Source organism: Thiobacter subterraneus, from assembly GCF_055379455.1.
This window is the reverse complement of sequence record NZ_AP042402.1, coordinates 2,009,883-2,032,045: the sequence shown is the minus strand read 5'-3', so window position 1 is coordinate 2,032,045 and position 22,163 is coordinate 2,009,883. Positions and strand designations below refer to the sequence as shown.

The following is a 22,163-nucleotide window of genomic DNA, read 5'->3' as shown; positions in this document are numbered from 1 at the left end:
GAAATGGCAGGCGGACGCAGAACACGTCGCAGGCTGAAAAAAATCCTCTGGCACTTTTACAAGCCCGCATGGGCAGGTCAACACGGTGTTATGCTCCCGCTGCTAAAAGCCGGGATCCCTCTTGGGGTCGCGCGGCAAATCTGGCTGGGCGAGTACGAGGACAAGGAATTCGAGATCGTCAGCAGACGACTTGCCCCGGACGACACAGTCTTCGAGGTGGGGACGGGACTGGGTTTTCTCGCTGTCTACTGCGCACGCATTATTGGTTCCGACCGCGTTTTCACCTACGAGGCGAATCCCGGCCTGATCCCGCTGCTGGAAGAGGTCTTCTCCCGCAACCAGGTCCGTCCACACCTCGTGAACGCAATACTCGGCAAGGGGGAAGGAACGCGCCGCTTCCACCTCGCCGAGGACTTCTGGTCATCCTCCGCCCACCGCGCAGGGAGCCACCAAACCACCGTTCCGCAGTTGGATTTAAACACCGAGCTTCGGCGGGTCCGACCCACTTTTCTCATTGTTGACATAGAAGGAGGTGAATTCGAACTGTTTGCCGAAGCAGATCTCTCATCAGTCAAGAAGATCTGCGTCGAGACACATCCGGACGTGCTGGACAACGCCACTCTCTCCGGAATGCTCGCCAGCCTTGTTGCACGGGGCTTTGCCATCGATTTCACGCTGCTCCGGAAGAACGTCCTTTTTCTCCATCGTTTGTCCTGATGGGGCGTGATATTCTGGTACTCAATCATCTCAGCCTGCACCCGGCACTGCAGCGGGAGCTGGAGCGACGCGGCCTGATGCTTTGTGCGGAAGGTGCGGGCGAAGCTGCCCTGCGCGACAACCCCGGTCGTGTCCTTGGGGTTTACACATGGTTCTACGAGGGTCTCCGCCATCCGCTACAAGTGTGGTGGTTGCGCCAACGGCTGCGTCCGCACCGCATCCCCCTCTTTGCGTGGAACCAGGACGCGCCGCACTATCTCAACCGTGCTCCGTGGCGCCTTGATCTTCTCGACCGGTCACGTCTTTACGACCTATACGCCACGCATACACTAATCGATACCCGGCGCCAGTTCGCGGACGCCATTATCTACCTCCCTAACGCCGCTGACGTTGAGAGTTACCACCTAAACGGCACCACTCTGGCAGAGTTGCGCAACCCGGACCGCTATCTGTGGGACGTGAGTTTCATTGGGGCCATGAACGGTCGTCGCTATAAGGAAATGCAAGCCCGGGAAGTGTTTTTTGCAGCCTTGGGGGACCGGCTTCGGGAAAAAGGTATCCGTTTCCTTTTCCGCGAAGCCACCGGTCTCTCAGCCGCCGAACAAGTGGAGCTGATCCAGAGGAGTCGCATCAATCTCAATTTCGGCGCGTGTTGCGAATACGGCGCGCCAGTTGCATCGGGTTTGCCGGAGAGGTGCTACGGCATCCCGGCCTGTGGTGGCTTTCTCCTGTGCGATCGCCGTCTGCACGCAAGGGATGATTTCGTTCTTGGGGAAAACTGGGCCGAATACGAAGGGCTGGAGGACTGCGTAGCGAAGATCGACTTCTGGCTTCGCCATTTCGACTTGGCACGGGAGCTTGCGGAACGCTGTCATCACCACGTCCTCGCGAACCACACCTATGCCCATCGGGCAGAAAAGCTCCACCAAGCGCTGGAGGACTGGCATGCCGGCAAAAGGGGCAGACTGGGATGAATGCCGCCCTCCTTTCGGTGGTGTTGCCCGTGTACAACGTGGCTCCCTATCTGGCGGCCTGCCTGGACAGCCTGGCCGCCTCCTCTCTTATGCCCGACGAAATCATCGCGGTGGACGATGGTTCAACCGACGCGTGTCCGGCAATCCTGGCGGAATATCAGAGCAGGTTGCCCAACATGAAAATCATCAGACAGCCCAATGCCGGGCTTTCCGCTGCCCGAAACACGGGTCTCGCTCATGCAAGAGGCAGGTATATAGCCTTCCTCGACTCCGATGACATGGTGGAACCGGATGCTTATGAAAGGGCCGTACAGGCACTTGAAGCCGGCAGGTTGGACCTCGTTATTCTCAACGCCACCTATCACTTTGAAGGACGGGAGCCAGACCGTCCTGTCTATGGTCCCGGCTACGCGAGCCCAGTGGTCGACGGCCCCACTTGGCTCAGACTGCGCTTGCGAGCCGGGCGGCTGCTGCACATGGTGTGGATGCACGTTTACTCCCGCGAATTCCTGGAACAGCACCGCCTGCGTTTCATCCCGGGGCTTATCCATGAGGACGTGATCTGGACGACGCAGGCCCTGCTTCTGGCATCGAGGGTCCAAAGTCTCGACCTGTCTGCAGTACGTTACCGGATCCCGGTTCGTTATTTTTCCCGCGAGGTGCTCCAGAACAGACTGGACGGCATCGTGCGCAGTAGCGTCGTGAACGCCCACGAACTCGCCGCCCTGGCGGCGGGCGTGGAGGATCAAGACCTAAGGCGCCTGCTTGAGCACAATCTCGTCGACGGCGCCTTTGCAATTTTCCACAAACTGGAAAGAATGCCCGACCGTGCCGCCGCGCAGCGCTGGTGGGGTAGCCTCCGGAAGGCGGGCTTTTTCGGGTTCCTTTGGCGCCACGCTCGGGGCGTCACCCAACGCCGGCGCATCGCTCGCCTGTGGGCCACGAGCCTGATCAGGGGCTTTGGATGGAAGTGAAACGGCTGATTCAAAATCCATGGAGTCTTGCTTGGCTGCCGTTGCTTTATGGCCTGCAGTCAATCCCCGGCACGGGCGCCTTGAGGACGCTGTTTTTGGCCTGCGGCATTACACACCTCGTGCTCCTGGGAATGCACCGTCGGGAGCGCGCCACTGTCACACAAACTGGCGGATCGAAGTGGCTGGTAACTGCGTTTCTGGTCCTCACGGCCTGGCTTGCATTCCATGCGCTGGTCGTCGCGCGGCAGCCTGCAGATGCCTTTGCTGCGTGGTTGGCTGAATGGGGAAAAGTCATCTTGCTGGCTGCCATTGGCGTCGAGCTCATCCGCCTGTGGCCCCGCCCCGGCGAAGTCACAATAGCTCTGCTTGCCGGAGCAATGCTTCATGTCGTGGGGACACTCGGCTACCAAGCCACGCGGCTCATTTTTGGGCAACCCCTGCAATGGGGGATGAGCTGGCTGGGCAACTATGGCTACGCATCGCCGTTCGTGACCACTGCAACTGCACTGCTGCTGGCCGATTTGGTAGCCCGCGCCCAGGGGCACAGGCTTTTTGCATGGGCGAACCGATGGACGGTTCTACTGCTGCTGCTCGCTCTCACCGCCGAAGTTGTGCTCCGCGCCAAGGCTGGACAGCTAATGACTGCTCTCCTGTTCGCAGTTGCAATGGTCCTGGGGACCTCTCGGCAGCCCCTTCGGACACGGTGGCTGTGGCTCGCCGTGGCCCTTTGCGCCATCATCGTCTTCCTGACAACCAGTCAGGACCGCTGGGCGTCTGCATATGCCGAGCTTCGCGCGGCAGTCACGCGTCCGCCTGATGCAGCCACTCTGATGGGCAATGCGCCCATCGCGGATACGCTGCCCGAAGGAAGCGATGGTTCCTTTTTTTTGCGCCTCACCTGGGCCCGCATGGCTCTGGAGGGCATCCGCGCGCACCCTGAGGGGCTGGGCTACGGGGGAGATGCCTTTGGGCGATGGGTGGAGCAACGCTGGGGTATTCCGGGCGCCGTAAGCAGCCACTCCGGCTGGCTGGACTTCACCCTGGCCAATGGCGTCGTGGGTGCAGTCCTACTCCTCGGCTTCGTCTGCGTGCTTTTGGATTCAGCCTGGCGAATGTGGAAAACGGGGCACGGAGAAGGGCTCGCCCTGTTTTTCGTGGGCCTTCAATTTTTCCTTCGGGGATCGATCGATGGCCTGTTTTACGGATCAAGGCTCGCAGCCGCTGCGCTGGCAATCGGTCTGCTCTTTGCATTGAGTCATGCGCGTCGTCCAGATTAACCTCCAGCCTCACTTTGGTGGCGGCGAGGTCTATACCGCCTTTCTCACCCGAGCGCTATCGGCGCTGGGCGTTCCAAGCCGGCTGATCGTTCACCCCCGGGCGGATTTTTGGCAGCGACTATCACTTGCCAGCGATACGGAACTCATTCCGGCCTGGACTGACGCAGTTGCCACTGCAGTACCGGAGAAGCCCTGCTGGATCCTGGGTCACGGCCCCGTACCGCGGGAGATCCTGGCACGGGGCCGTGACCTTTGCACCGCTGTAGTCCATATGCCGGTGCAGGGACGCAATCCGGCTTCGCTGCAGGGACACCACATGCTGTTCCCAGTTTCCGGCTGGGTGCAGCGTGGCCTGATCGAAGCGGGGCTGCCTGTATGGCAGGAGCCCCTTTACGGTGTGGCCGAAGTCACACGTCGCGAGGCACGGGGACCGATCCGCCGTGCAAGCTGCTACGACTGGGACCGCAGGAAGCTCCGCGACCGGCTGCTGGGGTATATTGAGCCATTTTGGGAAGCCTTTCTGCACCATCCAGTCTATCAGCGACGACCCGGCATTACCCTCGCCATCGTGTCCCGGATCACACCGATTAAGCAGTTCCCCCTTTTGTTTTCCATTTTGGCGCCCGTTCTGGCCCGGCAGCCGGGCATTTCCCTCGAAGTATTCGGCGCAGGGGGGTACGCGTCGGTACGCGACCTGCGGCGCGCCCTACGCCCCTTAGCCGACAGGACACGTTTCTGGGGCATGCAGGCCAACATTGCGGAAGTTTACGCTGGCGTGGACTACCTTCTTACCGGACTCCCGGAAAAAGAGGCGCTGGGTCTAAATGTCATTGAAGCACAGGCATGCGGCACACCGGTGCTCGCCCCGGATGCGCCCCCCTTCAATGAAACAATACGGGATGGTGTCACCGGCAGGCTCTACCGCGACCCGCGAACAGACGGGGGCGCCGACTTCGCGCGGGTGCTGAGAGAGGCCGTCGAAGCGCCCATGCGCATAGACCCCGTTGCCGCCCAGCCCCATCTCGCACGCTTCTCTTTCGAGGTTTTTGTGGCCCGTCTCCAGTCTGTGGTTGCCTGGGCAGGGGAATGGCGGCCGTGAAAATTCTCGTAATCCGACGGGACAATATCGGCGATCTGGTCTGCACCACCCCCCTGCTTCACGCTCTGCGGCAGGCCCATCCGACAGCATGGATTGCAGTTCTGGCCAACACCTACAACGCACCGGTTCTCAATGGGAACCCCGATGTCGATGCGGTCTTCGTCTACCAGAAGGCGAAGCACCGCGCGCCTGGGAAAAGTCGCCTCGGCGTCTGGTGTAACACCATTGGGCTTCTGTGGCACCTTCGGCGCGCCAGGATTGATGTCGCAATCTGCCCGTCACCCGGGGCGAGGCGCCTCGCCAGGCTAGCCGGGGTGCGGAGGATTCTCGAGCGTGATTTTTCCGCATCCGGTCACGAAGTCGAGGTGACCCTCGCCTTGGGTCGCTCTCTCGGGGTCACGGGGCAACCTGGCCCCGTTCTCGTCAGGGTGGATCCCGACCGCGTGGAAAGGCTTGCAAGCCGACTCCCTTTGCCCACCGTGCCCGGCCGCACAGTTGCCTTTCACGTTTCTGCACGCAAGCCTGCCCAACGCTGGCCGGCGGGGCATTTCGCTGCCCTGGGTAGGACGCTGCTTGCGTCAGGCCGTGCCGCACGCATTCTGGTCTTCTGGGCGCCCGGGAAGGCCGATAACCCCCGCCACCCCGGAGACGACGAGAAGGCCCAGGAAATCATCGCGGCAATGGCCAGCGCCAGGATCTCACCCGTGCCCACTGGGGAGGTGGGTGAGCTGGTCGCCGGGCTTTCCCTTGCCGACATCGTCATCTGCTCGGATGGTGGCGCCATGCACATCGCGGCGGGGCTTGGCAAACCCATCGTGGCATTTTTCGGGAATTCAGACCCGGCCCACTGGCGGCCATGGGGCGTACCACACCGCGTGTTGCAGCCCACCAGCCGCCACGTGGCGGATATCACCGTGGAAGAGGTCCTGGCAGCCTACGACGCGCTCTGCAACGAAGTGGGAGACAGAGCATCCGCCGCCCGCACTGGCTGATAGTCCGGCAACCAGCCCTTCAGTTGGGCGCGCACCATCTGCGCAGGTGCGTCCACCGTCGCGCGGATCCAGTCCAGGGCCTGGGCCACGCAAGCCGGATCGCCCGCAGCCCGGGCCACGCGCACCCGGGGGTGGGGGGTGGGCAGGGTGGCTTCCTCGTCGGCCAGGAGTTCCTCGTAGAGTTTTTCGCCCGGCCGCAGGCCGGTGAAGACGATGGGGATCTCTTCCTCGCTGCGGCCCGCGAGCCGGATCATCAGGCGGGCCAGTTCCACGATCTTCACCGGTTCGCCCATGTCCAGCACGAAGATCTCACCGCCCCTGCCCATCAGCCCGGCCTGCAGCACGAGCTGCGCCGCTTCGGGAATGGTCATGAAATAGCGCACGACCTCGGGATGGGTAACGGTGACGGGGCCGCCTGCCTCGATCTGGGCCCGGAACTTGGGCACCACGCTGCCCGAGGAGCCCAGCACGTTGCCGAAGCGCACGCAAACGAAGTGGGTAGCCTGTCCCTCCAGACTCTGGCAGACCAGTTCCGCCAGGCGCTTGGAGGCCCCCATGACGCTGGTGGGATTCACCGCCTTGTCCGTGGAAACCAACACGAACTTCTCCGCGCCTGCCGCGATCGCTGCGCGTGCCGTGACCCACGTTCCCAGCACGTTGTTCCTGAGGCACTCGAGGGCGTTGTCCCCCTCCATCAGCGGCACGTGCTTATAGGCCGCGGCATGGTACACGCGCGCCGGGCGGTGGCGCTCAAACAGCGCCTGCATGCGTGCCGCGTCGCGCACGTCGGCGGCGGCGAGCTCGATTGGCAGATCCGGAAAGCGCCGGGCGAACTCCTCCCCCATGCGGTAGAGCCCAAATTCCGAAGCATCGACGAGGACGAGGCGGCCCGGGCGGAAGGCGGCCAGCTGGCGAGCAAGCTCCGAGCCAATGGACCCGGCCCCGCCGGTGACCAGTACGGTGTGGCCTTCGATCGCACCGGTGAGTCCGTCCAGATCCAGGCGCACCGGATCGCGGCCCAGGAGGTCTTCCAGTTCCAGCCCCCGCAGGGCCTGGATGGTCACGCGTCCCGCCACCACGTCCTCCAGCGCGGGCAGGGTGAGGAGCTCGACTCCGGCCTGCAGGGCCAGCTCGGCCGCGCGCCGCTTCACCCCGTGGGGCGCAGAAGGCATGGCGAGTACCGCCACCTCGGCGCCGGTGCGGCGCGCGAGGGCCGGCAGATCCTCGATCCGCCCGAGCACGGGCACGTCCTGCAGCCTGCGCCCCAACTTGGCCGGATCGTCGTCCAGCAGGCCGACCGGACGCAGCGCCGAGGCATTGCGCCGCAGCTCCCGCAGGAAGAAATCCGCGCCGGAACCTGCACCGATAATCAGCGCGGGACGCTGTTCCGGATGGGTGAGCGCAGCGAGGCGGTGCTCCTTCCACGCCCGGTAGGCCAGCCGGCTGCCTCCCATGATCGTCACCAGCAGCAGGGGATCCAGGACGAGCACGGAGCGGGGAATCACCGCACCGGGGATGAGCAGCAACAGCCCCGCCGGCGCGGCCAGCGCCGACACACCCACCGCAGCCAGGATGCGCTTCAGGTCGGGCAGGCTGGCGAAGCGCCACATGCCGCGGTAAAGGCCAAACCCGACGAAGCAGACCGCCTGGGTCAGCACCACCGCGGGCAGGCCCTGCCAGAACAGATGGGTGAACTGGAGCGGCCAGTCCGGACTGAAGCGCAGCCAGAAGGCAAGCCACCAGGCGGCCGCCGCAGCCGCCACATCATGGGCGAAGGCAGCCAGGGCCCGCGGGTTGCGCCAGGGCAGGAATGGATTGTCGGGAGAAAAGAAGGCCATCAGGGAAAGGGTCGATGCAGGCTGCCGGCTTTCAGCGGTTTGGGGTGGTGAGCATGGTTACCCAAGTTTACCGTGTTGGCCCCTCGCGGGCATCGTCCCCACACCGGCAAGCGGGTTGGCGGCGGCGGTGGGGGCGGCTTTGGTTGCAACTGGTCCATCTGCCTGCGCTGGTCGCCGCTAAAGCGCCTCCCACAGACAGGGTCTCTTGGGGCTGTTTCTGTGGGAGCGGCTTCAGCCGCGATTCCCCCCATTTGCCCCACAGTGTCGCCGCTGAAGCGCCTCCCACAGCAGAGGTTCTTGGAGCTGTTTGTGGGAGCGGCTTCAGCCGCGATTCCCCATTTGCCCCTGCAGTGCCGCCGCTGAAGCGCCTCCCACAACCCACTGGGGCCCCATTTTCTGTGGGAGCGGCTTCAGCCGCGATCCCCCATTTGCCCCACAGTGTCGCCGCTGAAGCGCCTCCCACAGCAGAGCTTCTTGGAGCTGTTTGTGGGAGCGGCTTCAGCCGCGATTCCCCCATCCGGCCCCCAATGTCGCCGCTGAAGCGCCTCCCACAACCCACTGGGGCCCCATCTTCTGTGGGAGGGGCTTCAGCCCCGATCCGCCCTCACCCGGTCCCCCTGGCCGGCACCCAGAATGGTCGCCAGCAGGATTCTCAGATAACTGCCCACACTGAACCCGCGAACCATCTCCGCATCCACCGCGGCCAGCCGCTGCGGGTCCGACATGTCGATACCCCGGATCTGGGCAAGGCCTGTGATCCCCGGCCGCACCGCGAACACTCCCAGGCACTCGCGGGCGGCAATGAGTTCGGTCTGGTTCGGCAGGCAGGGTCGGGGCCCGACCAGGCTCATCTCGCCCCTGAGCACGTTCCACAGCTGTGGCAGCTCGTCGAGTTTGGTTCGGCGTAGGAAACGCCCCAGAGCGGTCACCCGGGACGGATCGGCCAGGTGGGTGCCCACATCGGGTGTACCGGGGCGCATGGTCCGGAACTTGACCAGACGGAACGGCTGCCGGTGGCGGCCCACCCGCTCCTGGAAGAAAAGGGGCGACCCCGTGTCGAACAGGCCGGCCAGAAAAATCACCGCCATCACCGGCGTGCCCAGGACCAGCCCCACAGCGGCCAGCATGACATCCAGCGCCCGGATCACGGAAACATCTCCCGCAGGCCTTCCGCAAGCCCCACGCCCGCCCGCCAGCCCAGCTCCCGTTCGATGCGCGCCGGAGAGTAACAGGCCGAACCAAAGAGCCGCTCGCTGATCCGCGCCGCCGGCCCGCCAAGCGCCCCTGCCAGTCGAAACGCCGCAGCGGCCACCCGCCAGCGCGCCGGCGGCAGGCCGACTGCCACGCGCAGCGCATCATAAATTTCCCGGCCCGAATAAGCTCGCGGATCGGCGACGATGTAGGTGCGGCCATTGGCACGCGCATCCCGCGCCACGAGGCGCGCCGCGGCCACCACGTCCGCCACATGCACGACGGAACGCCGGTTGCCCGTCTCCGGCAGCGGGGGGAACCAGCCCTTCTTGACCGCCTGCGCCATCTTCCACAGATTGCCGCGGCTGCCGCGGCCATAGACCATCGCCAGGCGCAGATTCACCACATGCATGCCGAAGCGTGCGCCGGCCTCCAGCACCGCGTCTTCCGCCGCCCGCTTGGCGCGGCCATAGGGTGTGGCCGGCTCACCGGGCCAATCCTCATCGACGCATTCCTCGCCCGGCTCCGCCATCGCCTTGACGCTGGAAAAGAACACGAAGCGGCACACCCCGGCCCGGCCTGCTGCGTCGAGCAGGTGCTTCGTCCCCTCGACATTGACGCGCCAAAGCTGCTCCCCATCCCGCGCATCGGCATCGGCCAGCCCCGCGCAGTGGAACACGGTCTCGACACCCTCGCAGGCGCGGGCAAGCGAAGTTGTATCGAGCAGATCACCCGGCACCTCGTTGGCCAGCCCAGCCGGCCGCCGCACCAGCGCCCGTAGAATCAAATCATCGTGGACGAGTGAGGCAGCGAGCCTGCTGCCGATAAAGCCCGCGGCGCCAGTAACGAGGACGGTCATGCCACGCACCTTCGCTGGCTCTTGCTCAATGCCGCACGCGTCAAATCCAGCGCCGCGCCCATAGCTCTTCCAGAAAGCGCTGCCACGGCAAGGCATGGCGTGCGCCATCCTTCAGTTCGATAGGATCCTGGCTCACCAGCAGGTAGTGCTTGAACACCCCTTCTTCCGCAAGGCGATCCAGGCCTTTGAAATCGCGCCAACTCACACGCTGGCTTGCCTTGACCTCGATGGCGAGCTCTTCGCCGATCAGGAAATCCACTTCATCGCCATGGGTCGAGCGCCAATAGGAAAGGGGTCGTTTGATGCGCTGGTAACTCAGAAACGCGCGCAGCTCCCCGCCGATGAACTGCTCGAAGCTCTTGCCCCAAAGATCGGAATTGCGGTCTAAGGAACGCGTCCCGGCCAGCATGTGCGTCACCCCGCAGTCGAAGAAATAAAACTTCGCCGTGCGGATGGCTTTGCGCTTCCTGGAGGCCGTCCAGGCCGGCAACAGATAGCCTACCAGCGTGTCTTCGAGCAATGCGACGTATTCCGTGACCGTGGAGGGCGGCACCTGACAATCGTTCGCCAGCTTCGTGAAATTGAGCATCTCGCCATTGGAAAGCGCCATCGCCCGCAGGAAACGGGAAAACGGTGGCAGCTTGCGCACCAGGCCCTCGGCCATGATCTCTTCGGTGAGGTAGGTGTGGACATAGGCGTCAAGCTCTTCCACCGGCTCCTGGCTCAACCAGACGGACGGCAAGCCGCCGACCAGCAGATAACGATCCAGATCGAAATCGCTGATTTCCCGCCAGATGAGCGGGAAAAGACGTGCCTCCCAGACCCGCCCTGCAAGCAGATTGGCCTGCCCGCGGCGCAGCTTACGGGCACTGCTGCCCGTCAGCAGGAAACGCTGTCCTTTGAGCTCGATCAGTCGATGGACCTCATTCAAAAGCTCGGGAATCCGCTGCACCTCATCGATCACCACCAGTGGCCTTTGGCTCGCCTCGGTCATCGCCTTCAACTCGTATGGGCTCGCGGACAGCCGTAGATATTGGCGCGAATCCAGCAGATCGATGACGTAAGCCTCATCCCCCAACTGCTGACGGACCAAAGTCGATTTTCCCGTAGCCCGTGGCCCGAAGAGAAAAAAGGACTTCCGCGCCAGCAAGGATTTTAGGTCCAGGATCCGGACGACTTCGGTCATATAACATCTCTATTGTGGAATATCCGGATTATCCACAACACTTATCACGATTGTCAAATTCCCTGGCCGACTGTCCATCAGGACAGCGCCCCGCGATACAGTGCCAATGTAGCCCCGATCACGACTTCCTGACTGAACTCGGTCACCGCCCGTTGCCGCCCCCGTTCGCCCATTTGCCGGCGTAAGCGCGGATCGTCCAGCAGCCGCCCGATCGCAGCAGCGAGCGCCGCCGCATCTTTCACCGGCACGATGAGGCCATTGTCACCATCCCGCACGCAGTCGCGGCAGCCCGGCGCATCGGTGGTGACGCATGCCCGCCCGCAGGCCATGGCCTCGAGCAGCACCTTGGGCATCCCTTCGCGGTAAGAAGGCAGACAAACGATGTGCGCGGCATTGAGGGTTGCGGCCATGTCATCGCGCCGGCCCCACCATTCCACCACGCCCTCCCGCACCCACGCTTCAAGATCGGCTTCGGCAACACTCGCCGGGTTGCCCGGGTCCGGCGCACCGACTAAGACGAAACGCGCGCGCCCCCTGAGGCTGCGCGCCGCTTCAATGAACTCGCCCACCCCTTTGTCCCACAGCAGCCGCGAGGCCAGCATCACCACGGGCACGCCTGCCGGTTCCGGCCGGGGCACGAACCGTTCCGTATCCACGCCGGCCCCGGGAATCAGCGCGATGCGGCCGTCCGCCACACCGAGCTGCCGCACCAACGCCGCGTCGTCCGGGTTCTGGACGATGACCGTGCCGCGCGTAAGCGCGAGAGACAAAAGCTTTTCGAGAGCGAACCCAAGAAGCCGCCTGGTTAAAAGGGATCCCCTTCTGGCGTATGGATGGGAAGTAGGCTGTAACGCAGAAGAACCGCCGCCCTCACCCCTAACCCCTCTCCCGCTGGCGGGAGAGGGGGACAAAATAGGCCCCCCTCTCCCCTTGGGAGAGGGGCCGGGGGTGAGGGTATCTTCCCCTCTCCCTCGGGGAGAGGGGCCGGGGGTGAGGGCATCTTCCCCTCTCCCTCGGGGAGAGGGGCTGGGGGTGAGGGCAAACGCGTACCCCATCCCCGCCACGGCGGACACCACATTCCTCACTCCTGCCAGCCGTGCCGCCAGCCCGCCCACCACCACCGGACGCAGCGCCACATGATGCACGATATCCGGCCTGAGGTTCCGGTAGAGCCGCGCCACACCTATCACTTCGCGCAGCAGCCCCAAAGGGTTCAACCCGCGCCGCGCCATCCCGAACGGCACCACCCGCAGCCCCGCCGCCTTAATCGCCGCGCATTTGGTATTGCAGCGGGTGATCACCGTCACTTCGAACCCGGCCTCCTTCGCCGCCCTGGCCAAGGCAAGACGGTGCGAAACAAAATACCAGTCCTCGGTGACCAGAAACAAAAGGTGCTTGCCTGCCGCCGGCATCGCCTACCCCATCGCCCTTGCCAGCAGGTCCGGCAGGTGGCGCCAGCCGACAGCCGGCACCGGTTCGCGCGGCTGGTCACCGTCGCCCCCGAAAACCACCGCAGCGCTGGCAGCGCCGATTTCTCTGGCCAGCCTTTCGAGCGGCGCAAACCAGTCCCCGGCCGGGGTCTCGCCCGCCTTGCACTCCAGCGCCAGGCGCGGCGCCCCGTCCACTTCCAGGATCAGATCGATCTCCCGGCCATGGGCATCGCGGTAGAAAAACAGTTCATGGGGCAGGAGCCGGTTGCGCAGGGTCTTGACCGTCTCGCTCACCACCCAGGTCTCGAACAGGGGGCCGCGCATCGGCCCCAGCGCAATGGCCTCTTCGCTGCGCTGGCCGGCGAGCCAGGCCCCAAGCCCCACATCGAGGAAATAGAGCTTCGGCGTTTTCACCAGCCGCTTGCCGAGATTGCGATGCCAGGGCGGCAGCAGAAAGACCAGGAAGCTCGCCTCGAGCACCGACAGCCAGCTCCTGGCCGTGTTGTGGGTGATCCCGCAGTCGGCGGCAAGCTGCGAGAGATTGACGAGCTGCCCGGTGCGCGCTGCGCACATGCGCAGGAAACGGTGAAAGGCAGCCAAATCGCGCAATTCCAGAATCTGGCGCACATCGCGTTCGAGATACGTCGCCGTGTAATCGGCAAACCATACATGGGGCGGAATCGCCCGATGGTAAATCGGCGGAAACCCGCCTTTGAGCAGATACTCGGCCAATGTGCCGGGCAGGCGCCTCGCCTCCTGCAGTTCCTGCATCGACAGGGGCAGCAGGTTCAAATGCCCCACCCGACCCGCCAGGGACTGGGCGATGCCGCCGCGCAAGCCCGGCTGCCACGAGCCCGTCAGGATGAAGCGGCCGGTGCGGCGGTCGGCATCGAGCACTTCCTGCAACCAGGAAAAGAGCTCCGGCGCGCGCTGCATCTCGTCTAGGATCGCCCCTTCGGGAAAGCGGCCTAGAAAGGCGCGCGCGTCCTGGCGCGCAAAGTCCCGCTCGTCCGGGTTTTCCAGCGAGACATAGGGTTTGTCTGGAAACGCGAGGCGGGCCAGGGTCGTCTTGCCCGACTGGCGCGGCCCAACGATCGCGACCGCCGGATACCAGCCCGCGAGTTGCCGCAGAGAAACCAGCGCCTGCCGGGGAATCATGGCGGCCAGTCTAGCCGGCCATCCGGGCGGATGTCAATTGAATTGACAATTAACCGGACACGTTATGGTCGGGAAGTTCCATGATTGGGCATGCTGGGACTCCAGCCAGGCCTGCCACATCAAGACATCCCACAGGTAATACGCCCAGTTGCGCCGGCCGGAGAGATGCTCGGCCCACTTCTCCCGCACGGGCGCGGGGTTGACAAAGCCCTCGCGCCTGAGCCGCTCCTCGGAAAGCAGATCCTCCGCCCACGCGCGCAGCGGCCCGCGCAGCCACTGGTCCAGCGGCACGCCAAAGCCCATCTTCGGCCGTTCGATGAGTTCACGGGGCACGTATTGGTAGAGCACCTGCCGCAGCAGCCATTTGGATTGGCCGTCGCGGATCTTCATCGAAAGAGGCAGCCGCCAGGCAAATTCCACGATGCGGTGATCCAGGAGCGGCACGCGGGTTTCCAGACTCACCCCCATCGCCGCACGGTCCACCTTCACCAGAATGTCGTCCGGCAGGTAGGTGAGCTGGTCGAGGAACATCATCACGTCCTCGAAGGGGCGCCGGCCCTGAGCGAGCTCTGCCGGCCAGTCCGCACGCTCAGAGAGAATGGTCTGCGGCTCGGTCGCGCCGATCACGAGTTCCTCGGCCGGATGCTTCCAGTGGGAGACGAGATAGCGGTACACCGCCTCAAGGGAATCGAGCCCCACCAACTCCGCCAGCTTGTGCATCTTGTCGCCCGCGAGCTTCACCCGAAGACGCCGCGGCAGCAATGGCCCGACCAGCGCAAAAACGCGGTTCCAGGCCTGCGGGGACGGTGCCGTCATCACGGCGGCAAGGGCGCGGCGCATCGGCATGGGCACCGTGCTCAATCGCTTCCACAGCGCGCGCGTCCAGAAATAACGGTTGTAGCCCCCGAAGAGCTCATCGCCGCCATCCCCGGAAAGGCTCACCGTTACATGCTGGCGGGCGAGTTGGGCCACCAAAAAAGTGGGAATCTGCGACGAATCAGCGAAGGGTTCGTCGTAGAGCGCCGGCAGCCGCGGGATCACCGCCATGGCCTCCTCCGGCGTGACGTAGAGCTCGGTGTGGTCCGTGCCCAGATGCCGCGCCACCGCCGCCGCATGCACGGCCTCGTTGTAATCCCCCTCGTGAAAGCCGATGGTAAAGGTTTTGACTGGCCGACTGCTTTGCGCCTGCATCAGCGCCACCACCGTGCTGGAATCGATGCCGCCGGAGAGAAACGCCCCAATGGGCACGTCGGCGATCATCTGGCCGGCAAGACTCTGGCGCAGCAGGCGGTCGAGTTCTTCCACCGCCTCGGCTTCCGTGCCCGCAAAGGGCTCGCGCAAGCCTGCCTCGACCACCTGGCGCAGCGACCAGTAAGGCGTGACCTTCCCCATCGAGCCGGGGGTGGGGAAGGTGCCGAGGCAATAAGGCACCGCCGCGCCACCCTCACCCCTCACCCCTCTCCCGCTGGCGGGAGAGGGGTACAAAAGAGACCCCTCTCCCTCCGGGAGAGGGGTTGGGGGTGAGGGCCACTCCCCTTTCCCTCCGGGAGAGGGGACGGGGGTGAGGGTAATCTCCCCTCTCCCATTGGGAGAGGGGTTGGGGGTGTGGGTAATCTCCCCTCTCCCATTGGGAGAGGGGTTGGGGGTGAGGGCTGCGCCCCTCTCGCCCTGTGAGATGGGTTGGGGGTGAGGGGCACACCCTTCTCCCTCCGGGAGAGGGGGCGGGGGTGAGGGGCAAACCTCGCGCCATATCCGCTCAAGCACTGCCTCGGTCTGCGTGAGCACCTCATGATTCCAGAACCGCAAAACGCGAATCCCACGCTGCGCGAGAAAAGCATCTCTTCGGGCATCGTGGGCCCGAGCCACCGCATGCTGCCCGCCATCCAGCTCGATGGCCAGAGCAAGCTCCGGGCAATAAAAATCGAGCACATAGGGCGCTACCGGATGCTGGCGGCGAAACTTACGCCCGGCCAGGCGGCGATCGCGCAGCAAAAACCACATCAGGCGTTCTGCATCCGTAGCGTCGCGGCGGAGTTTGCGCACGAATTCGCGCAGGTCATCTGGCATGCGGCGACCCTCACCCCTGCCCCTCTCCCGCAAGCGGGAGAGGGGTTCATTGCTGCGTGCCTCGCCGTCTGTAGGGAGGATCAGCGCACCCCCCTCTTCCATTGGGAGAGGGGTTGGGGGTGAGGGCCACTCCCCTCTCCCTTCGGGAGAGGGGACGGCGGTGTGGGCAGCTGCCACAAACTGCACATAACACCCCGGCGGCAGCTTCCAGATGTTCTCAAAAATGCTCCACGGCGCGGGCACGTAGTTGTGCCGCATAAAGAGCGCCAGCGCGCGCCGATCGACGGCGTTGTCGAAACCCGGATACGCCCGCAGCGCCTTCAGCTCCGAGCCAAACACCAGCGCCCCGCGCACCCAGCCATAGTAGAGCGGCTTTTCACCCATGCGGTCGCGCGCCAGTGTGAGCGTGCGGGTCGCCCGGTCCCACAGTGCCAGGGCGAACATGCCCACGCAGCGGGTAAGCGTCTTTTCGATACCCCAGGCTTCAAGGGCAGCCAACAGCGTTTCGGTATCGGAATGGCCACGCCACCTCACTCCCCTTTGTCCCGGGGGGAGGAGCTTAGGTGAGGGACCCTCCCCTCTCCTTCCGGGAGAGGGGTCGGGGGTGGGGACCACACCCCTCTCCCGTTGGGAGAGGGGTTGGGGGTGAGGGCCATACCCCTCTCCTTCCGGGAGAGGGGCCGGGGGTGAGGGGTTGGGGGTGAGGGCCGTCCTCAACTCAAGATGGTTGTAGATCTCCCCATTGAATACGATCACGTACCGGCCCGAGGCCGACACCATCGGCTGGTGGCCGGCAGGGGAAAGATCGAGAATGGACAACCGCCGATGCGCGAGCGCCAGCCCCACCCCCTCATCCACCCACACACCCGCGTCGTCGGGCCCGCGGTGGGTCAGGGTGTCGGCCATGCGCCGCGCGACGATATCCAGCGGCTGGGGCAAACGCTCAGGCGTCCAGAAACCGGTCAGGCCGCACATTGACTACCGTTTCTTTTCAGGAACTAGCCGCCGCAATCACACGCGGGTGACGAAATCTCTTAGCAACCCGCAGCACTCCGCCGGGCGTGAAACGCAACGCAGTCGTCGCCAGGCTGATTCGATAGCGTCCGGTTTGCCAGGCCAGCTTCTTAATGGCATCGACCCCCACCACGTCCCCATTCGCACGAAAACCCGCCGCCGTGAAAAAAGCGATGCGATCGAACAACCGCGTCAATCCCGCTCTTTGGGAACTAGTCAGACCATCCCCTTGCAACAGCTTGGCAATATGTTGCAAGGATCCAGGCGGTTCTGTTTCCCGCAGCCTGTCGGTGCGATTCACCGCGTCCTGGTAATAGACCGCTGTGACAACCTCGGCATGGGCAACCGGATAGCGCAAGGCCATATTGATCCAGCAAACAATATCTTCCCCTCGCCTCACGCCAGCAGGGAAACCACCCGCACGAAGAAAGTCTTTTTTTCTGACACCAGCCGTGATGGAGTTGACCAACCCCAAACCCGCGGCGTATTCTGCGAAGAAGTCCTGAACGAGCCCCTCCCAACCCTCTTTGTAGTTGCATTTTGGTCGATATCGCTGACCATCCCGCTCGATCGCGTGCGCCGTGCTCAATAAGGAGGCCTCAGGATATTTGTCAATCAACCGCCGCAGAGTCGCAAGGTGATTAGGCAGCCAGACGTCGTCGGCATCGAGAAAAGTGACGTATTCACCCGTTGCCGCATAGACCCCCCGATTCCTTGCTGCACTGACGCCTGAATTTTCTTGCCGGATCAGCCGAACACCAAATTTTTCAACATATGGTGACAGCAGATCTCCACCACCGTCCGTCGAACCATCATCCACCACGATAATCTCATCCGGCAGCTCGCTTTGCGCCAAAACGCTTTCCACTGCATTGGTAATATGCGGCGCCTTGTTGTAAAGTGGTATCACGACCGACAACATTAGCCCAACCTACCGCCCCAAAAAGACGAAGCCGAACGATAAGCACGAAACAACAATCGATAAAGCGCACCGGTCTTCTTCACCCTAAAAGTCGACAACACCCACAATTGTCCGTAGCGCAAAACACTCCTTATTCCGAAGGCGCCAGGAAAGGCGTGCTTATTAAGTGCAATCCAATTACTCGCCGCGGCCCGATCATTCCCCGCCAGCCGACAGAACGCCCGATAGCTGTCGAACAGCAGTGTTTCCCGCGCCTCGCCGGAGTAGCGGCTCAACAGACTCAGAAGCCACGGCAGCAGGGGTGAGGTTTCGCCCTTGCCGGTACGCAGCATTTGAAGGATGCGGTCGATTTCCCCTTCATCCATCCCCGGCAACAGCGCCTGCCAATGGCGCCTGCGCACAGCATCCGCCTTGTTCTGTTGCTCGGCCGTTTTTCTTGCCGAAACCTGGCCTGCGTGCACGCGGTAGCGCAATACGATTTCGTGGACATTGACGAATTTGTAGCCGCTCGCCCAGGCGCGTTGCCAGAGATCGTAATCCTGTGCCTGCGCAAAATCAGGATCGTAGCCTAATTCTGCAAACGCCGACCGCCGTCCGATAACGGTCGGATGGGCGAAGGGCACATGGAACAGCAGGCGAGCCTCGCAGGCTTCATGAGTCAGTGGGTAGGGCCAGAAGGCACGCCAGGCGCCGAAACACTCGACAGCCCCTCCACAAAAATCCGCCTTTTCACGTTCAAGCGCGGCAAGCTGTAAACGAAATCGACCGGGAATGGCCACATCGTCGGCATCCATGCGGGCTATCCATTCTCCGCGGGCTAGGGCGATCCCCTCATTGAGCGTCGCAACCAAACCTCGGTTCTCACGGCTAACAAGGTTTATACGAGCATCTTGCGCGGCATAACGCTTCAGAATGGAAAGGCTATTATCAGTGGAGCCATCATCGATGATGATGAACTCAAAATCCTGAAAGCTCTGCCCAAGAATCGACTCGACCGCCTGCCCGACGTAGGCTTCGGCATTGAATACCGGCATCAGCACCGACAGCAACGGCTTGTTGCTTTGCTTATTGGAAGTCACAAAACGGTCCATCCAGGGCAATACAGGTCTCGTGTGTCAAAGTCGTCAACATTAAACCACTGTCTGGGCGCAATGACGATTTTGTCCGGACGCGGATTGAGCCACGCTCCCCACCAGCTGAAGCTGCTGTTGGCGATGATATGATGCCGACACGCGCTCATCAGCTGCATGTCGCGATAACTTGCTGCGCCGCGGTTGTGGTCGACCACCGTGTACGGGACGGGCAATCTGAGATGCTCCAGAACCCATTGGGGGTCATCGGAAAAGACATAGAAGCGCTCAGCTCCGGTCTTTTCGATCATCGTAGCAACCGCAGCTGGGTAATATTCCGACAAGTCCACGCCGTGTACACGTCTTGCCCGGGGGTCGCTCACAAAATCGCCGCGGCGAATGTGCAGGGAGACGCTCTCGCGGCCCTGCATTTCATCGATTAGCGCGGCATTGCGCGGGTCCAGCGGCTCGATGAAACGGTACTGTTGCCGGATCGTGTCGGCGACGCAGGAAAAATATCTTTCGCTTTGCCAGTAGCCGTCCAGGTACACATCGTCGGGCAGATGCTCGATGCCGCCCCAGTAATGGAAATGGGGTTCGATGACCAGCGCCTTCGGCCGGAGGCTCCGCAAAGAACGGCGCGACAACAACCGCCTCACCGCAGGTCGTGCGCACGCGCCCAACACTTTTTGAAGATCCTTGCTTGACGGCTCGGGTAGCTCGAGCCCAAAGACGCGTTGCAACTCGAGGCCCTGGTGCAGGCGCGTGGTCTCAAACCACTCAGTATCGAACTTGACTTCACTTCCTCTGCGCCAGGCAGCCGCCACCCCCGCCGCATACTGAAACATCTGGTTGCCGAGGCCACCACAGAGACGAACGATGATCATGGCTCAGCTCAATTTCTGACGAAGCAGGGCATGGAAAAACGTCGCGCTGCGAAGATGCTGGAAGGCTACCCATCCTGTTAGCCCTGCGGCGAGGAGGATGATGGCCAGAGAAACCCCGATACCACGGTCTGCCTGGAGGGGGAATGACAGGAACAGGGCGCCAAGCAAGACTGCCCCGGCAAAAACAGCCCGCTTCGTTGAAAAGCGAATGGGCAGCATGCCCTTCGCCCGCCGGATGGTCAAAATGGTTTGCAGGGATGCCGCGAGGAGCAATCCGCCCGCAAAAAACCAGGGGGAACCGCCCAGGCGAAAGGTAAGGATGGCTGCGGCGAGGCTGCCGAGGGCACCCAGCGCGGCAGGAACGACCAGGGGCCGGAAATCCTTTCTCGCCTGTGCCGTGAGCGTCCATGCATTGGCGGACAGGCGCGCCACTTCCAGCAGCGTACCGGCGATCAGCCATTGGGCCGCGCCGTGGTACTGGGGGGTAGCAATGAGATACAGCACATGGGGCGCCGCCAGACACAGAAACCCACCCCAAACCCAATAGAGCGGCAAGAGGGCGTTGGTCATGCTCGATGTCGCCTCGGTCTGTATAGCCAGGTCTGTGCCGCCCGCGATGCGGCGAAAATAATAGGGATAAGCGAACTGCATGACGACACTTTCGAGCACGGCCGTCATCTGCGCCGGAATGCTGAGCCCCAGCAGGAATAAACCTAGGGTCGTGGCATCCCACGCGCGTTCGAGCACGAAGCGATAGCCGTTCCCGTACAGCCACATCATGCTCGTCAGGCCCGCAAGCGGCAGCGCAAAATGCCAGTAGCCTGCATCCAGATAAAACGGGCCTGGGGTTTTCTCTGTCTGTGCCTTGAGCAAACGGGTCAACACCAGGCGCACCACGAGACTGGCCACACCGCTCCCCACGGCCTGACCCGCGAGCCAGGCCACGGCCTCCGGTCGGTACGCAGCCAGGACGACGGAGCAGCCGAGGGGCAGCAATGCCACTGCCATCTGACAGAGAACAGCAACCCACCTGTGACCGAGCGAATTCAGGGTCATCGTTAGGTGTATTGCGTTGGTTGAGAACCATACGGTTCCGAGCAGGGCCACCCCCGCCGCGACTGCCTGGGCAACAGAACCTTGGCCCACGCCCACAAACCAAAATCCGCACGCCAATCCGGTCAGCAACGCCCCCACCCCAACGAAGCGGTTCAGTTCCGAGTGGTGATGGAGAAGCACGCGGCCGTCATGCCACTCGTGCAGGTGCCGTGTGAGCCATTGACCTGCCGGGTTGACGAGCACAAACCCGGCAAACGACTGAAACGCCGTGAACAGCGCCAGCAGGGTATATTCACGGACGGGCAGGAGCCGCGTCATCGCATACAGCGCGGCAACCGCGCTCACCGAAGAAGCAATGCGCCCGGCTGTGACGACAAACAACTCGGCACGCTTATCCATGGCCACGCCGCAAAGTATCGAGCACTTTTTCAACGATGGTAGTGGCGAAGGTCTCGGTGGAAAAACGTCTCGCTGCGGGGGAGGCCAGAAAATCGCAAATGGCCTGCTGGTACTGGATATAGCGCGTCTCAGACATACTCGTGAGATAATGGTAGAGATCCGCGTAATCGCCGAATGCTCTCCGGTCGATGAAGCAGTCCGCCGGTATATGGTCGGTGATATCTTCCGCGCCCCAGTACACCGGCACGTTGCCGGCACAAAAGGCGTCGAAGATTTTTTCGGTGATGTAGCCGCGCAGCCCGCGGACGTTCTCATAACACAGCGAAAACCGCGCGTGCCGTAAAACCTCCCGCTTGCTGGCGATCACCCCTTTCCACGAAGGAAACCATTGGGGTCGCCAGGGGAGTACAGACTCGACACGCTGGACCATGCCGCCCAGCCGCGTCGGCAAACGAGGGGATTTGTCCCAGCCATATCCGTAGAGCGCAAAAGCCTGGGGGGCATGCTTCTCGAACCAACGAATCGCCCGCACACGTTCACGATAGAGATCCTGCGCCGGCCGCCACACGGGCAGTGCCTTGTTGGACGCAATCAACACCAGAAGTTGGGGTCGATGCTGATAACCATCGACTACACCCTCGCCCAGTGGGTGGGCCAAACGAATCTCTGTTGCGAGTCCCCGGCTAACGAGATCGGGCATCCAGGTAAAAATTCCCCTGTACTGTTGCAGCATCTGCGGATCGACATTGGGCGGATGCACCAGCCCGCATTCCGTCAGAATCGCGAACGCCGGGACATCGTGTAGACACCGCTGGGCGTTGACGTGGATGACAAAATCCAGCTCCACATCTTCAGCATCATCGCTGACTAAAAGGTCACCTCCTGCAGATCGGAAAGCATCGCGCAAGGCCAACCATGGCAAGGCAAGCCCATCGCGCGTAGACTCGTCTAGAAAAGGCCGCGCGGAACCCCCGCTGTAAACAACGGCTCCAGTCATTCTGCGAGCACTTTTGGGAAGCGATGATTTCATGCGATCTACATTAAGGGTAACGC

17 protein-coding genes and 3 pseudogenes are annotated in these 22,163 nt (G+C 63.0%); 6 read left to right on the top strand and 14 right to left on the bottom strand.

The annotated features are described in order from the left end of the window. The first annotated feature begins 3 nt into the window (after positions 1-3). Genes ACZ42P_RS10035 through ACZ42P_RS10010 form a run of 6 tightly spaced genes read left to right on the top strand, consistent with a single transcriptional unit; the run spans position 4 to position 6,033 of the window. Positions 4-717 (top strand): FkbM family methyltransferase, encoded by a 714-nt coding sequence (locus ACZ42P_RS10035; RefSeq protein ID WP_464897413.1) that lies wholly within the window; start codon positions 4-6, stop codon positions 715-717. Next, positions 717-1,691, top strand: coding sequence for a glycosyltransferase family protein (locus ACZ42P_RS10030; RefSeq protein ID WP_464897412.1), 975 nt, complete (start codon positions 717-719; stop codon positions 1,689-1,691). The genes ACZ42P_RS10035 and ACZ42P_RS10030 overlap by 1 nt, the downstream gene beginning before the upstream one ends. Continuing rightward, complete coding sequence (locus ACZ42P_RS10025) at positions 1,688-2,665, top strand: glycosyltransferase (RefSeq protein WP_464897411.1); 978 nt, start codon at positions 1,688-1,690, stop codon at positions 2,663-2,665. Before ACZ42P_RS10030 ends, ACZ42P_RS10025 begins: the two co-directional genes overlap by 4 nt. Further along, the gene (locus tag ACZ42P_RS10020; RefSeq protein ID WP_464897410.1) at positions 2,656-3,942 is read left to right on the top strand and encodes an O-antigen ligase family protein; all 1,287 of its coding nucleotides are present in this window, start codon (positions 2,656-2,658) and stop codon (positions 3,940-3,942) included. Before ACZ42P_RS10025 ends, ACZ42P_RS10020 begins: the two co-directional genes overlap by 10 nt. Then, complete coding sequence (locus ACZ42P_RS10015; RefSeq protein WP_464897409.1) at positions 3,923-5,041, top strand: glycosyltransferase family 4 protein; 1,119 nt, start codon at positions 3,923-3,925, stop codon at positions 5,039-5,041. The genes ACZ42P_RS10020 and ACZ42P_RS10015 overlap by 20 nt, the downstream gene beginning before the upstream one ends. Then, the gene (locus tag ACZ42P_RS10010; RefSeq protein ID WP_464897408.1) at positions 5,038-6,033 is read left to right on the top strand and encodes a glycosyltransferase family 9 protein; all 996 of its coding nucleotides are present in this window, start codon (positions 5,038-5,040) and stop codon (positions 6,031-6,033) included. Before ACZ42P_RS10015 ends, ACZ42P_RS10010 begins: the two co-directional genes overlap by 4 nt. On the opposite strand, the gene ACZ42P_RS10005 is transcribed toward ACZ42P_RS10010, so the two are convergent. From ACZ42P_RS10005 to ACZ42P_RS09940, 14 genes and pseudogenes are all read right to left on the bottom strand, one after another. After that, on the bottom strand, positions 5,976-7,871 hold the full coding sequence (locus tag ACZ42P_RS10005; protein WP_464897407.1) for a polysaccharide biosynthesis protein: 1,896 nt from the start codon (positions 7,869-7,871) through the stop codon (positions 5,976-5,978). The genes ACZ42P_RS10010 and ACZ42P_RS10005 overlap by 58 nt on opposite strands. Before the next feature lie 587 nt (positions 7,872-8,458). Further along, positions 8,459-9,019 (bottom strand): sugar transferase, encoded by a 561-nt coding sequence (locus ACZ42P_RS10000; protein ID WP_464897406.1) that lies wholly within the window; start codon positions 9,017-9,019, stop codon positions 8,459-8,461. Next, the gene (locus ACZ42P_RS09995) at positions 9,016-9,921 is read right to left on the bottom strand and encodes an NAD-dependent epimerase/dehydratase family protein (protein WP_464897405.1); all 906 of its coding nucleotides are present in this window, start codon (positions 9,919-9,921) and stop codon (positions 9,016-9,018) included. Before ACZ42P_RS09995 ends, ACZ42P_RS10000 begins: the two co-directional genes overlap by 4 nt. A gap of 40 nt (positions 9,922-9,961) precedes the next feature. After that, the gene (locus ACZ42P_RS09990; RefSeq protein WP_464897404.1) at positions 9,962-11,107 is read right to left on the bottom strand and encodes an ATP-binding protein; all 1,146 of its coding nucleotides are present in this window, start codon (positions 11,105-11,107) and stop codon (positions 9,962-9,964) included. Positions 11,108-11,184: 77 nt separating this feature from the next. Next, positions 11,185-12,495 carry a glycosyltransferase family 4 protein gene (locus tag ACZ42P_RS09985; RefSeq protein ID WP_464897403.1) on the bottom strand — a complete coding sequence of 437 codons (1,311 nt, stop codon included), beginning with the start codon at positions 12,493-12,495 and terminating at the stop codon, positions 11,185-11,187. Positions 12,496-12,522: 27 nt separating this feature from the next. Then, positions 12,523-13,695, bottom strand: coding sequence for an ATP-binding protein (locus tag ACZ42P_RS09980; RefSeq protein ID WP_464897402.1), 1,173 nt, complete (start codon positions 13,693-13,695; stop codon positions 12,523-12,525). A gap of 33 nt (positions 13,696-13,728) precedes the next feature. Further along, a pseudogene (locus tag ACZ42P_RS09975) lies at positions 13,729-15,078 on the bottom strand (asparagine synthetase B family protein); the annotation flags it as partial. 417 nt (positions 15,079-15,495) lie between these two features. Beyond that, a pseudogene (locus ACZ42P_RS09970) lies at positions 15,496-15,690 on the bottom strand (endonuclease domain-containing protein); the annotation flags it as partial. A 222-nt stretch (positions 15,691-15,912) separates the two neighbouring features. Further along, a pseudogene (locus ACZ42P_RS09965) lies at positions 15,913-16,737 on the bottom strand (asparagine synthetase B family protein); the annotation flags it as partial. A gap of 16 nt (positions 16,738-16,753) precedes the next feature. Beyond that, complete coding sequence (locus tag ACZ42P_RS09960) at positions 16,754-17,698, bottom strand: glycosyltransferase family A protein (protein ID WP_464897401.1); 945 nt, start codon at positions 17,696-17,698, stop codon at positions 16,754-16,756. Continuing rightward, positions 17,698-18,789 (bottom strand): glycosyltransferase family 2 protein, encoded by a 1,092-nt coding sequence (locus ACZ42P_RS09955; protein WP_464899397.1) that lies wholly within the window; start codon positions 18,787-18,789, stop codon positions 17,698-17,700. Before ACZ42P_RS09955 ends, ACZ42P_RS09960 begins: the two co-directional genes overlap by 1 nt. Further along, the gene (locus tag ACZ42P_RS09950) at positions 18,774-19,655 is read right to left on the bottom strand and encodes an alpha-1,2-fucosyltransferase (RefSeq protein ID WP_464897400.1); all 882 of its coding nucleotides are present in this window, start codon (positions 19,653-19,655) and stop codon (positions 18,774-18,776) included. Before ACZ42P_RS09950 ends, ACZ42P_RS09955 begins: the two co-directional genes overlap by 16 nt. Positions 19,656-19,658: 3 nt before the next feature. Beyond that, positions 19,659-21,110 carry a polysaccharide biosynthesis protein gene (locus tag ACZ42P_RS09945; protein ID WP_464897399.1) on the bottom strand — a complete coding sequence of 484 codons (1,452 nt, stop codon included), beginning with the start codon at positions 21,108-21,110 and terminating at the stop codon, positions 19,659-19,661. Further along, positions 21,103-22,140: a glycosyltransferase family 10 domain-containing protein gene (locus tag ACZ42P_RS09940; protein WP_464897398.1), complete on the bottom strand. Its 1,038-nt coding sequence runs from the start codon at positions 22,138-22,140 to the stop codon at positions 21,103-21,105. The genes ACZ42P_RS09945 and ACZ42P_RS09940 overlap by 8 nt, the downstream gene beginning before the upstream one ends. Positions 22,141-22,163 lie beyond the last annotated feature (23 nt).